We start from the raw sequence: 15,000 nt of genomic DNA on the forward strand, positions 1-15,000 counted from the left end.
GCCGCACCACCGGCCCCCCGAAGCACCGGCTTCGGGGGGCCGTTCCGTGTCCGGCGCCCGCCGGCCCCCTCATCCGTACCTCTTCTCCGAACGCACAGGAACCAGCGAGGACCAGATGTCTAACGAAGACAAGTTTCGTCAATACCTGGCGCGCGCCGCGGCCGAGTTGAAGCAGGTCCGCGCGAAGCTCCAGCAGACCGAGGACGCGTCGCACGAGCCCATCGCGATCGTCGGCATGTCCTGCCGCTACCCCGGCGGGGTGACCGACCCCGACGGCCTGTGGGAGCTGGTGGCGTCCGACGGCGACGGCATCGGGGAGTTCCCCGACGACCGCGGCTGGGACCTGGAGAGGCTCTACGACCCGGATCCGGACAAGCCGGGGACGGCGTACACGCGGGAGGGCGGATTCCTCTACGACGCGGGCGCCTTCGACCCGGCGTTCTTCGGGATCAGCCCGCGTGAGGCGCTGGCCATGGACCCGCAGCAGCGGCTGCTGCTCGAAGCGTCCTGGGAGGCGGTGGAGGCGGCGGGGATCGCGCCGGACTCGCTGCGCGGCTCGCGCACCGGGGTGTTCGCCGGGCTCATGTACCACGATCACATCGCCCGGCTGCGGGATGTCCCGGAGGACCTGGAGGGGTTCCTCGCGAACGGCAACTCGGGGGCGGTCACCTCCGGCCGGGTGGCGTACACGATGGGGCTGGAGGGTCCGGCGATCACCGTCGACACGGCCTGCTCGTCGTCGCTGGTGGCGCTGCACTGGGCGGTTCAGGCGCTGCGCCTGGGCGAGTGCGACTACGCGCTGGCCGGCGGTGTCACGGTGATGGCGACACCGGCCACGTTCATCGAGTTCTCCCGGCAGCGGGGCCTGTCGTCCAACGGCCGGTGCAAGGCGTTCGCGGAGGCCGCGGACGGCACCGGCTGGTCGGAGGGCGTCGGCATGCTCCTGGTGGAGCGGTTGTCGGACGCGCGGCGCAACGGGCACCGGGTCCTGGCGGTGGTGCGGGGCTCGGCCATCAACCAGGACGGCGCGTCCAACGGCATGACCGCGCCCAACGGACCCTCCCAGCAGCGGGTCATCCAGCAGGCCCTGGCCAACGCCCGGCTGAAGACACGGGACGTGGACGTCGTCGAGGCGCACGGCACCGGGACCCGGCTGGGCGACCCGATCGAGGCCCAGGCGCTGCTCGCCACCTACGGGCAGGACCGGCCCGAGGACCAGCCGCTGCATCTGGGGTCCATCAAGTCGAACATCGGCCACACGCAGGCCGCCGCCGGTGTCGCCGGCGTCATCAAGATGGTGCAGGCCATGCGGCACGGCGTCCTGCCGCGCACCCTGCACGTGGACGAGCCGACCAGTCACGTCGACTGGAGCGCGGGAGCGGTACGGCTGCTGACCGAACCGCGGGAGTGGGGCGGCCAGGGGCGGCCGCGCCGCGCCGGTGTCTCTTCCTACGGGGTGAGCGGCACCAACGCGCACGTGGTGCTGGAGGAGGCTCCCGCCGAGGCCCCGCACCACGACGGCGAGGAGCCCGGGGACACCGGGACCGGGACCGGAGCCGGGGCCGAGTCCGGAGCGGGGGCTGAGTCCGGGGCCGGGGCCGGGAGTTCGGCGGAGCGTCCGTGGAAGAAGCCGCCGGTGGTGCCGTGGGTGCTGTCCGCGAAGACCGCCGACGCCCTCCACGACCAGGCCACCCGACTCGCCCACCACCTCGACACCCACCCCGACCTCGACCCCCACACCATCGCCCACACCCTCGCCACCACCCGCACCCACTTCGACCACCGCGCCGCCCTCACCGGCACCACCACCCCACAACTACGCACCACCCTCAACGCCCTCATCAACAACACCCCCCACCCCCACCTCACCACCGCACACACCACCAAAAACCGCCTCGCCATCGTCTTCTCCGGCCAAGGCTCCCAACGCCCCGGCATGGGACACGAACTCCACACCACCTACCCCGCCTTCGCCCACGCCTTCGACGAAATCTGCACCCACCTCGACCCCCACCTCGACCAACCCCTCACCACCACCCTCTTCACCAACGACAACACCACCCTCCACCACACCGCACACACCCAACCCGCCCTCTTCGCCTACCAAGTCGCCCTCTACCGCCTCATCAAATCCCTCGGCATCACCCCCGACCACCTCATCGGCCACTCCATCGGCGAAATCACCACCGCCCACATCGCCGGCATCCTCACCCTCGAAGACGCCGCCACCCTCGTCACCACCCGCGCCCGCCTCATGCAAGCCCAACCCCCCGGCGGCCCCATGGTCGCCATCCAAGCCACCGAAGAAGAAATCACCCCCCACCTCACCCCCCACACCTCCATCGCCGCCATCAACGGCCCCACCAGCCTCGTCATCGCCGGCGACGACCACGACATCGAAACCATCACCACCCACTTCGAAGACCAGGGCCGCAAAACCAAATGGCTCAACGTCTCCCACGCCTTCCACTCACCCCACATGGACGGCATGCTCCACGAATTCCACCAAACCCTCCAAACCCTCACCCACCACCCACCCAAACTCAGCATCATCTCCAACCTCACCGGCCAAGAAGCCACCCCCGACATCCAAACCCCCCACTACTGGACCCGCCACGTCCGCGAAACCGTCCGCTTCCACCACGGCATCACCACCCTCCACACCCTCGGCACCACCCACTACCTCGACCTCGGCCCCGACGGCACCGCCGCCACCATGATCACCAACGCACTCCCCCACCACACCCCCACCACCATCACCACCACCCGCACCAACCACCCCGAACCCCACACCCTCACCCAAGCCCTCACCACCCTCCACACCCACGGCACCCCCATCAACTGGCACCACCTCCTCCCCCACACCCCCACCACACCCCTCCCCACCTACCCCTTCCAACACCAGCACTACTGGCTCCCCTCCACCCAGCACACCACCACCGACCTCACCACCACCGGACTCGCGACCACGGGGCACGGCTGGCTGCCGGCGGTGACCACGCTGCCCGACGGGGAAGGCCACCTGTTCTCCGGCCGCCTCTCGCCGCGCACCCACCCCTGGCTCGCCGACCACGCGGTGTTCGGGACGACACTGATCCCCGGCACCGGCTTCCTCGACCTGGCGCTGGCCGCCGCGCGCACCGTGGGTGCGGGCGGCGTCGGCCAGCTGGCCCTGGCCAGGCCCCTGGCGCTCGGCGCCGACACGGCCGTACGGCTGCAGCTGCGGGTGGAGGGGCCGGGAGAGGCCGGCCGGCGTCCGTTCGCCGTGTACAGCCAGCCGGAGGACACCACGGACCCCGGCGCGTGGACCCTGCACGCCACGGGCGAGCTGGTGGACACGGTGGAGGGGGAACCGTCCGTACCGGATCTGGCCCGCTGGCCCGTCCCGGACACCGAGCCGGTCGACCTGAGCGGCTTCTACGAGGCTCTCGACGCCCGGGGGTTCACCTACGGCCCCGGCTTCCGCGCCCTGCGGGAGCTGTCGACCCGGGGGCGTACCGGTTACGGCCGGATCGTCCTGCCCGAGCAGGGCGGCGCGGTGGACGGCTTCGGTGTGCACCCGGCGCTGCTCGACAGCGCGCTGCACGTGCTGGCGGGGGTGGTCACACCGGACGGTTCCGAGGACCCGGACACCCTCTTCCTGCCGTCGGCCTGGTCGGACGTGGAGCTGTACGCGACCGGCGGCACCGAACTGCGGGTGCGGGTCGAGCTGTCGGAGACCGCGGGCGAGGACGGGGCACCGGTGGCCCGTGTGCTGGTGACCGACGCACAGGGCTCGCCCGTGCTGCGCGCGGGCGGGCTGGAGATGCGGCGGGCCACGGCCGCGCAGCTGCGCGCCGCCCGGCAGCAGCCGGGCGCGGAGCACCTGTTCCGGCTGGACTTCCGGCAGGTCGCCGCAGGCCCGGCGGCGGAGCCGGACCGCGACGGCCTGGTGGTGCTCGGCCCTGACGGCCCGCTGGCGCGGGCCCTGGGCGTGGCCGCGGCCACGGCCCTGGAGGAACTGCCCGCCGGTGACGCGGTGCGCAGGATCGTGGTGGACCTCACGGAGCCCGCGGCGCAGGACAGGACCGGCGCCGCGGCCCGGGACGCACTGGAACTGCTGCGTCTGGTCGTGAGCGACGAGCGCTTCGCCGACGCCGAGGTCGTCTGGGTGACACGCGACGCGGTGCGGGCCCGTCCGTCGGACGCCGTCCCCGACCCCTGGGCCGGCGCGGTCTGGGGCCTGGTGCGGACGGCACGCGTGGAGCACGCGGAACGTTCCTTCCGCCTGGTCGACCTGGATACGGAGCCGATCGGAGCGCAGGCGCTGGGCGCCGTGCTCGGCACGGTGGCCGAACCGGAGCTGGCCCTGCGCGGCGGGGCCGCGCACGCGCCGCGGCTGGTCCGTGCCGGCGGCGAGGGCGGCGCGCTGACGCCGCCGGCCGACGACGCGCCCTGGCGGCTGACCGTGCGGGAGAAGGGCCGTCTGGACTCCCTCGGTTTCGAGGGCGCCGGGGAGGCGGAGACGGCGCGGCCGCTGGGTCCGCTGGAGGTGCGGGTACGGGTGCGGGCCAGTGGCCTGAACTTCCGTGACGTGCTCAACGCCCTGGACATGGTGCACGCGCCGAAGCTGGGCCTGGAGTGCGCCGGCGAGGTCGTCGAGACCGGCTCCGCTGTCACGCATCTGGCGGCGGGTGACCGGGTGATGGGGCTGGCCGTCGGCACGTTCGGCACCGAGGTCCGCGCCGATGCGCGGGTGATGACCCGCATCCCGCAAGCGCTGAGTTACGCCGAGGCCGCGACGGTGCCGCTGACCTTCCTCACCGCGTACTACGCCCTGGTGGACCTGGGCGGGCTGCGGGCCGGGGAGAAGGTGCTGGTGCACGCGGCCGCCGGCGGTGTCGGCATGGCCGCGGTCCAGCTCGCCCGGCACCTGGGCGCCGAGGTCTACGGCACCGCCAGCACCGGCAAGTGGGACACCCTGCGCCGGATGGGCCTCGACGACGACCACATCGCCTCATCCCGCGACACCGCTTTCGCCACCACCTGGGCCGGCCGGACCATCGATGTCGTCCTCAACTCGCTGGCCCACGAATACGTCGACGCCTCCCTGGGCCTCCTGGCCGGCGGCGGCCGCTTCCTCGAAATGGGCAAGACCGACATCCGTGACGCGGAGGAGGTCTCCGCCGCCCACGCGGGCGTGTCCTACCAGGCGTTCGACCTGATCGAGAGCGGCCCCGACCGGATCTTCGAGATGTTCGGTGAGCTGAAGCGCCTGCTGGAGACGGGCGTGCTCACGCCGTTGCCGTTCCACGCCTACGACGTGCGCCACGCTCCCGACGCCTTCCGCCACATGGCGCAGGGCCGTCACACCGGCAAGATCGTCCTCACCACCCCCCAGGCCCCCGATCCCGAGGGAACCGTCCTCATCACCGGCGGCACCGGAGGACTGGGCCGCCACCTCGCCCACCACCTCGTACGCCACCACGACGCACGCCACCTCGTCCTCACCTCACGCCAGGGACCCGACGCCCCCGGCGCGGACGACCTCGCCGACGAACTGCGGGAGTCGGGGGCCGTATCGGTCGACATCCGCGCCTGCGACATCGGCGACGAACAGCAGGCCACCGCCCTGATCGGCGGCCTGGACCGGCCGCTGACCGCCGTCTACCACCTCGCCGGCGTCCTCGACGACGGCCTCATCACCGGCCAGAACCCCGAACGCCTGGCCCGCGTCCTCGCCCCCAAAGCCGACGGCGCACTCCATCTCCACCGTCTCACCCAGGCCCATGACCTCGCCGCGTTCGTGCTGTTCTCCTCCGCCGCCGGCACCCTCGGCTCCCCCGGACAGAGCACCTACGCCGCCGCCAACGCCTGTCTCGACGCGCTCGCCGCGCACCGGCAGACCCAGGGCCTGCCCGCCACCAGCCTCGCCTGGGGCCTGTGGCAGCAGGACGGCACCGGCATGACCGCCCACCTCACCCGCACCGACCTCACCCGCATGCAGCGTCAGGGGGCCGGGGCGCTGACCATGGCGGAGGGCATGGATCTGCTCGACGCGGCCCTGAAGCGGCCCGAGAGCCAGCTGGTCCCGGTGCACTTCAACCTCGGGCTGATGCAGCGGGAGGCCGGGGCCGGGATCCCGCCGCTGTTCCAGGCCCTCATCCGGCCCAAGGTCCAGCTGCGGCAGGCGGCACGGTCGGCCACGGACGCGCTGTCGCTGCGCGACCGGCTGGCGGCCACCGCGGCCCAGGAACGCACAGCGGTGCTCACGCAGTTCGTCCGCCGGCAGGTGTCGGCCGTCGTGGGCCTCGCCGACGCCGACGGCGTCGGCGAGGAGCAGCAGCTCAAGGAGCTGGGCATCGACTCGCTGATGGCGGTGGAGCTGCGCAAGCGGCTGTCGGACGCCACCGGCCTGACCCTTCCCTCCGACCTGGCGTTCGCGTACCCGACAGCGGGTGACCTCGCCGGGTTCCTGCTGCCGCAGCTGCTCGACGGCACCGAGTCCGCGCCGTCCGCCCCGGCGGACGCCGCGGCGCCGGCGGTGGACGCCACCGGGCTCCCCCCGCTGGAGCGTGCCGCCGGCCGCACGGCGTACCCGGCGACGGAGGGCCAGCGGCGGCTGTGGTTCATGGAGCAGATGCGCCCCGGGTCGCCCCAGTACAACACCGTGTTCAAGCAGCGCACCGAGCGTGCGCTGGAGCCCGAGCCGCTGGCACGCGCCCTGGACTGGGTGGTGGAGCGGCACGAGTCGCTGCGCACCGTGCTGCGGGCCGAGGGCGCCGGTCTCGTCCAGGCCGTGCGGCCGCGGTTCGGCGTGCCGCTCGTGCACGAGGACCTGTCGGGGGCGGACCAGGCCGCGGTCGAGGAGCGTGTACGCCAGGAGGAGCTGCGGCCCTTCGACCTGACCGGCGGCCCGCTGGTGCGCGGTCTGACGCTGCTGCTGCCCGGCGGCGGCCAGCTGCTCTGCTTCGTGCTGCACCACTCGATCACCGACGGCTGGTCGTCGGGGCTCTTCCTGCACGACCTGTTCGAGGCGTACCACGCCCTGCGGGAGGGCCGGGAGCCGCAGCGGCCGCCCGTCGAGCACCAGCTCGGCGACTACGCGCTGTGGGAGGAGCGCTGCCTGCGCGAGGGCCGCTTCGCGCCCGCGCTCGACTTCTTCGCGCACGAGCTGGCGGGCGTGCCACGGCTGGAGTTCCCGCCCGGCCCCGCGGCGGACGCGGACGGCGGGGGCGACGCGGTGTACTTCACGCTGCCCGCGCGGCTGCGCGACCAGCTGGAGGAGCTGGCGGCGAGCACGTCCGTGACGCCGTACACCGTGCTGGTGACGGCCTTCTCCGTGCTGCTGGGGCGCTACTGCCGGCAGGAGGACTTCGCGGTCGGCACCGTGTGGGGCAACCGGCGCACGGAGGGCACCGCGACGCTCGCCGGCTTCCTCGCGAACACGCTGCCGCTGCGCTGCGACCTGTCCGGTGGGGTGACGTTCGGCGAGCTGCTGGCCCGGATGCGGCCGCGGGTGCTCGGCGTCCTGGACCATCAGAGCGTTCCGCTGACGGAGATCGTGCGGGTGGCGGCCGGGGCGCGCACCGGCGAGGAGAACCCGTTCTTCCGGGCGGTGTTCAACTACATCACCGCGTCCGCCGCCTCCCTCGGCGAGGGCGCGGACGCCTGGACCCGCCCGGAGTCCGGCAGCACGCTCGGCAACGTGCGGGGAGCGGCGAAGTTCGAGCTGGGACTGACCCTGGTCTCCGACGAGTCCGGGCTCCGCGGTGAGCTGGAGTTCCAGTCGCACGTGCTGGAACGCCCGGCGGCCCTGCGGATGGCCCGCAACCTTCAGACGCTGCTCGCGGCGGTCGTGCGCGCGCCGGAGACCAAGGTCGCCGAACTGCCGGTGATCTGCGAGCCGGAGCTGGCCTGGCTGGCGGAGCGCGGCGGGCTGCCCGACCCGGCCGGCCCGGTGTCCGCCACCGCCCTGGAGCTGGTCCTCGGCCAGGTGCGGCGCACTCCGGACGCGGTCGCCGTGGTCTGCGGCGGGCAGGAGCTGACGTACGGCGAACTGGCCGCGCGGGCGGGTGAGCTGGCGCGGACACTGACGCGCCTCGATGTCGGCGCGGATGTCCTGGTGGGCATTCATCTGCCGCGCTCGGCGGAGCTGATCGTGTCGGTCCTCGCCGTCTGGATGGCGGGCGGTGCCTATGTGCCCATCGACCCCGGATATCCCAAGGCGCGTATCGACCATGTGATCGAGGACAGTGGGCTGCGGGTGCTGATCACCTCGGAGCCGGGCCGTGCGGCCCTCGGCGGCACGGCGGCGTCCGTCGTCGTCTTCGACGAGGTGCCCGTGCCGGCGTCCGCCGCGATACCCGTGTCCGACGGTCCGGCCCCTGGCGATCTGTCGCATGTCATCTACACCTCGGGCTCGACCGGCAAGCCCAAGGGCGTGGCGATCGAGCACGCCCAGCTGGCGAACTTCTTCGCCGCGGTCGACGACCGGATCGGCGGCGGGCCGGGCCATACCTGGCTTGCCGTGACCAGCCCGTCGTTCGACATCTCCATGGTCGAGCTGCTGTGGACGCTGACCCGCGGCTACCGGGTCGTCGTGGCCCGGGGAAGTGTCGGAGAGTGGCCCGAGTACCGCTCGTGGCGGCCCACCCATCTGCAGTGCACGCCCTCGCTCGCCCGGATGCTCCTGGCGGACGGGGCGGGCCGGGAACTGCTCGCCGGCCTGGACCGCATGATCGTCGGCGGGGAGGCCCTCGACCGCGGTCTGGCCGCGCGGCTGCTCGCGCACTGCGGCGGCGGCGTCACCAACATCTACGGGCCGACCGAGACCACGGTGTGGTCGTCGACCTGGCACGTCGAGCCGGGCGAGGTGTCGCTGGGCGACGCCGTGCGCAGCACCCATCTGTATCTCCTCGACGAGGCCGGCCAGCGGGTGCCGCGGGGCTGCCGCGGTGAGCTGTGGATCGGCGGTCTCGGTGTCAGCCGCGGCTATCTGCACCGGCCGGAGCTGACGCGGTCGCGTTACCGGCCCGACCCGTTCTCCGCGGTGCCGGGCGCCCGCATGTACCGCACCGGCGATGTGGTGCGCTACCGCGAGGACGGCAGCCTGGAGTTCTGCGGGCGGGCCGACGCCCAGGTCAAGCTGCGCGGGCACCGGATCGAACTGGGGGAGATCGAGGCGCTGGGCGGCGAGCACCCGGGAGTCGCCGAGTGCGCGGCCGTGGTGCGCGAGGACGTGCCCGGCGACCCGGCGCTGTGCCTGTACTGGACGCCGTCCGCGCGGGGCACGGGGCAGGAGGCGCTCGCCGAGTACTTCGCGGGACGGGTGCCGCCGTTCATGGTGCCCTCGCGTTTCGTGCGGATGGCGGAGCTGCCGCACACCCCGAACGCCAAGGTGGACCGGGAGGCCGTCAAGCGGCTGCCCGCGCCCGCGCCGCAGCCCGCCGGCGCCGGCGCCGCGCAGGACGCGCCGGCGGCGGAGCCGGTCGAGGAACTCGTGGCCCGGGTCTGGGAGTCGGTGCTGTCGGTGAGCCGCGTCGACCGGGACAAGGGCTTCTTCGAACTCGGCGCCAGCTCCATGTCGGCGCTCAGCGCCCACCAGATGCTCTGTGAGGGGCTGGGCCGGGAGTTCCCGCTGTCGTCGGTGTTCCGGCACCCGACGGTGCGCCGGCTGGCCGCGTTCCTGAAGGGCGAGAGCCCCCGGGAGGTGCGGGCCGAAGGGGCCGGGCGCGGCGCCGGGGACGAGCCGCTCGCCATCGTCGGCATGGCCTGCCGGCTGCCGGGCGCCGGGGACATCGAGACGTTCTGGCACAACCTGAGCAGCGGCAAGGACACCATCCGCCGGTTCACCGAGGAGGAGCTGCGGCAGGCGGGCGTGCCCGAGCACCTGCTGTCCGACCCGGCCTACGTACGGGCCAAGGGGCATGTCGCGGAGGCGGACCGGTTCGACGCGGGCTTCTTCGGCTACTCGCGGGCCGAGGCCGAGGTGCTCGATCCGCAGCACCGGCTGTTCCTCGAATGCGCCTGGGAGGGTCTTGAGGACGCCGGGATCGTGCCGGGGACCTTCGAGGGCAGGATCGCGGTGTACGGCGGTTCCGGCTTCGGCGGCTATCCGCAGGAGGAGGCCACCGACCTGTCGGGCTTCTACCGCAACATGGTCGGTACCAAGGGCGACTTCCTCGCGCCGCGCGTCTCGCACAAGCTGAACCTGCGCGGTCCCGCGCTGAACGTGCAGACGGCCTGCTCGACCGGTCTGGTCGCCACCCACCTGGCGCGCGAGAGCCTGCTGCGCGGCGAGTCGGATGTCGCGCTGGTCGGCGCGGCCTCGCTGTCCTTCCCGCTGGAGCAGGGCTACCCCTACCAGGAAGGCATGATCGTCTCCCCGGACGGGGTGTGCCGCGCCTTCGACGAGAACGCGGGCGGCACGGTCTTCAGCGACGGTGTCGGCGTGGTCGTGCTGCGCCGGCTGTCCGACGCGGTCGCCGCCGGGGACACCGTCTACGCGCTGGTCCGCGGCAGCGCCGTCAACAACGACGGCTCGGACAAGGTCGGTTTCACCGCGCCCAGCGTCACCGGCCAGGCCCGGGTGATCGCCGCCGCCCAGGCGGCCGCCGGCACGGAACCGGGCTCCATCGGCTACATCGAGGCCCATGGCACCGGCACCGCCCTCGGCGACCCCATCGAGGTGCAGGCCCTGCAGGAGGTGTTCGCGTCCGGCGAGCGCGGCGCGCCGTGCGCCCTGGGCTCGGTGAAGACCAACATCGGGCACACCGACGCCACGGCCGGTGTCGCCGGTCTGATCAAGGCCGCCCTGTCCGTGTACCACGGCAAGCTGGTGCCCAGTCTCCACTTCGAGCGGGCCAACCCGGAACTGGGCCTGGACCCGGAGCTGTTCTACGTCAACACCGAGCTGCGGGACTGGCCGCGGGGCGGCCCGCGCCGGGCGGGCGTGTCCTCGTTCGGTATCGGCGGCACCAACGCGCATGTGGTGCTGGAGGAGGCGCCGCGGTCCGAGCGGACGGAGCGGGGCACGGCCGGGGCGCCGGTGCCGCTGGTGCTCTCCGGCCGGGACGAGGCGGCGCTGCGCGCCCAGGCGGACCGCTGGGCCGGCTGGCTTCAGGGCCGTGGCGATGCCGGTCCGGCGGAGCTGGCGCTGGTCTCGGCGGTGCGCCGCAGCCACTTCGAGGTGCGGGCGGCCGTTCTCGGCGGCTCCGTCGCGGAGCTGCGCGACGGGCTGCGGGCGCTGGCCGCGGGCCGGGAGGCCGACGGGCTGGTGCGGGGCAGTGTGACGGACGGCGGCCTGGCCGCGCTGTTCACCGGGCAGGGCAGCCAGCGTGCCGGGATGGGCCGCGAGCTGTACGCCGCGCATCCCGTGTTCGCGGCGGCGCTGGAGGAGGTGTGTGCCGCGCTCGGCGTCCATCTCGAACGCCCGCTCCTGGAGGCGATGTTCGACGACGGCGGGGCGCTGGAGCGCACGGATGTGGCGCAGCCCGCGCTGTTCGCCCTGGAGGTCGCGCTGTTCCGGCTCCTTGAGTCGTGGGGGGTGCGGCCGGACGTCCTGGCCGGGCATTCCGTCGGCGAGCTGTCCGCCGCGTATGTGGCGGGGCTGTGGTCCCTGCCGGACGCGGCCGCGCTCGTGTGCGCCCGCGGCCGGCTGATGCAGGCGCTGCCCGCGGGCGGCGCGATGGCCGCGGTGCGGGCCACGGAGAGCGAAGTGCGGGCCGTCCTGACCGGGGAGGTCGCTGTCGCCGCGCTCAACGGGCCGTCGTCGGCGGTCGTCTCGGGCACCGAGCGGGCCGTGGAGGAGGTGGTGGCGCACTTCGCGGCGGCGGGCCGCAAGACCCGGCGCCTGCCGGTCGGCCACGCCTTCCACTCGCCGCTGATGGAACCGGTCCTCGCCGAGTTCGGCCGCGTCGCGGCACACCTCACCTACCACGAGCCGTCCCTGCCGATCGTGTCGACACTGACCGGCGCCGCCGTGTCGTACGCGCAGCTGTCCGACCCCGGCTACTGGGTGCGGCATCTGCGCGAGACGGTGCGCTTCGCGGACGCCGTCACCGCCCTGCAGGCGCAGGGCGTGAGCCGGTTCCTGGAGATCGGCCCGGACGCCGTCCTGTCGGTGATGGCCGACGAGTCCCTGACCGGCTCCGCCACGGCCGTGGCGGCGCTGCGCCGGGACCGCCCGGAGACCCTGGCGCTCGCGCGGGCGGTGGCCCGGCTGCACACGCTGGGCACCCCGGTCGACTGGCAGGAGCTGGCGGGCCGCCCGGCGGCCGCGGTCCAGGGGCTGCCCACCTACGCCTTCCGGCGCCGGCGGTACTGGAAGGAGGCGCCCGCGGCACCTCCCGCCACCGCACCGGCGGACCAGGCGTTCTGGGACGTGGTGCGCGGCGGCGAGGCGGCGGGGCTGGCCGAGCTCCTCGGCCTGCCCGAGGAACTGCGCTCCGGCGTCGCGGCACTGTTGCCGCATCTGGCCGGATGGCGGGAGCGCCGGGACCTGCCCGGCACGGTCGCCGGCTGGCTGTACGAGGAGACGTGGCAGCCGGCCGCGCCGGCCGGGCCCGCGTCCCTCGACGGAGTGTGGGCACTGCTGGCCCCGCAGGGCGCGGCCGGCACGGCCGGGGAGGTCGCCGACGTCCTCGCGGGGCACGGCGCGCGGGTGCGCTCCCTCGTCCTGCCGCACGGCGACGAGGCTGTCGAGGCGGCGCTCGCCGCGCTGCCGCGGGAGCTGCGCGGCGTGCTCACACTGAGCCCGCTGGACGAGTCGGCGGGCACGAAGGGCCTTCCGGCCGGGTTCTTCCAGACCCTGGCCGTCGTGCGGGCACTCGGCAAGAGCCACCCGCAGGTGCCGGTGTGGGCCGTCACCAGGGGCGCGGTCGCCGTGGACGGCGGCGAGCCGCCGCAGCACCGCCAGAGCCTGGTGCGCGGCGCGGGCCGGGTGATCGCGCTGGAGGAGCCGCACCGCTGGGGCGGCCTGATCGATCTGCCCCAGGCGCTGCCCGACACATGGGCGGAGCAGTTCGTGCGCACCCTGACCGCGGGCGACCACGAGGACGAGGTGGCCCTGCGGCCGCAGGGCCGGCTGGTCCGGCGGCTGCGCCGGGCCCGGCCCGGACAGGGCGGCGCGGCCTGGTCGATGAGCGGCACCGCCCTGATCACCGGCGGCACCGGCGCGCTGGGGCTGCGGCTGGCCCGCTGGCTGGCCGCGCACGGCGCCGAACGGATCGTGCTGGCCGCCCGCCGCGCCGAACAGACCGAGGAGATCGGCGCGTTGAGCGCCGAGCTGGCGGCCGCCGGGGTGACGGTTCAGCTGCGCGCCTGTGACGTCACGGACGCCGCGCAGGTCGCCTCCCTGGTGGCGTACGCCGACACGGCACAGCGGCCGCTGACGGTGGTGGCCCACCTGGCGGGCGTCGCCCGCGTCACCCCGGTGGCCGCACTGCGTGCCGGGGACGCGGCCGAGGAGATGGCGGCGAAGGTGCTCGGCGCGTGGAACCTCCACGACGCCCTGTCCCGCAGCCCGCTGGCCGCGTTCGTGCTGTACGGCAGCGGCGCGAGCCTGTGGGGCGCGGGCGGGCAGGCCGCCTACGGCGCGGCCAACACCGCGCTGGACGGCCTGGCCCGCTACCGCCGTGCCAAGGGACTGCCCGCCACGGTGGTGCACTGGGGCGGCTGGTCGGGCGGCGGCATGCTGAGCGAGGCGGCCGACGAGCAGCTGCGGGCACGCGGTCTGCGGGCGATCTCCCCGCAGGGCGCGCTGCACGGCCTCGAACGCGCCCTGACCGCCGGTTCGGTGGCGCTGGGCGTCGCCGACATCGACTGGCCCCGGTTCGCCCCCGCGTTCTCGGTGGCCCGGCCGCGTCCGCTGCTGCTGGGCGTCGAGGAGGCACGGGCCGCGGGCGAGGACAGCACACCCGGCGCGCCCGGCACCGCGGACCGGGCGGCGGGCGAGGCACTGCGCGCCCGCCTGACGGCCTGCCCCGCCGCGGAACGCACCGGTCTCGCCGCGGCCCTGGTACGGGCCGAGGCGGCATCGGTACTGGGCCTGGAACCGGCGGAACTGCCCGACGGGCAGCCGCTGCACCAGCTCGGCCTGGACTCGCTCGCGGCCGTCGGCCTGCGCGAGCGGCTGGGCCGGGTTACCGGGCTGCCGCTGGCGAAGGACGTGGTGTTCCGGCACCCGACGGTCGAGGCGCTCGCCGGGCACGTCGTGGAACTCCTCGCGCCGGGCACCGGCCCCGCCACGGACCGCGCGCCGCGGTCCGGCAGCCCCTGGCTGCGGGTGCTCAAGCCGGCGGCGGAGCCCCGCGCGCGGATCGTGGCCGTCTCCGGCATGGGCGGCGCCGTCTCCGGGCACGTACCGCTGATCCCGCACGTCCCGGACGGCATCGAGCTGCTCGCCGTGGCCCCTCCCGGCCGTGAGGGACGCGGCGAGGAACCGCACGCCGACGACATGGGCGTGTTCGTGGACGAGGTCCTCTCGGCCCTGTCGGGCCGGCTCGACCTGCCGACGGTCCTGTACGGGCACAGCCAGGGCTCGTGGGTGGCCTGGGAGCTGGCGCACCGGCTGCGGGGCCGGGCCGGCGCCCCCGGCCTGGCCCTGGTGACCGCGTGCGGCCTGCCGCCGCTGGAGCCGAGTCCGCTCACCGAGAAGATGACGGCCGTCTCCTCCCTGTGGGACAGCGCGAGCACCACCGAACTGGCCGGGCTGTTCCGGGACCTGCTGCCCGGCCGGGTGGTCGACAACGAGGAGATCTTCGCCGAGTACGTCGCCGCGCTGCGCGCCGATGTGACGCTCGCGCAGAACTACCGCCGGACCCTGCCCGAGGTCGTCCGGGGCCCGCTGGACATCCCGCTCCTCGCCCTCTGGGCGACCGGCGACCCGCTGATGCCGGGCGAGTCGATGGAGGCGTGGCGGCCGCTGACCGAGGGCGCCTTCGAGCGCCGCGCCATCGAGGGCACCCACGCCGCGCCGATCGAGAACCCCGCGGCACTGGCCGCGGAACTGCTCAAGGC

The 15,000-nt window shown here is 74.3% G+C and carries 1 pseudogene; it reads left to right on the forward strand.

Going from position 1 to position 15,000, the window contains the following annotated elements:
• Positions 1-214 precede the first annotated feature (214 nt).
• A pseudogene (locus ACZ7LS_RS36330) lies at positions 215-14,974 on the forward strand (amino acid adenylation domain-containing protein); the annotation flags it as partial.
• Between the last annotated feature and the right edge of the window lie 26 nt (positions 14,975-15,000).

It is taken from the genome of Streptomyces sp. NPDC039430, assembly GCF_055639435.1.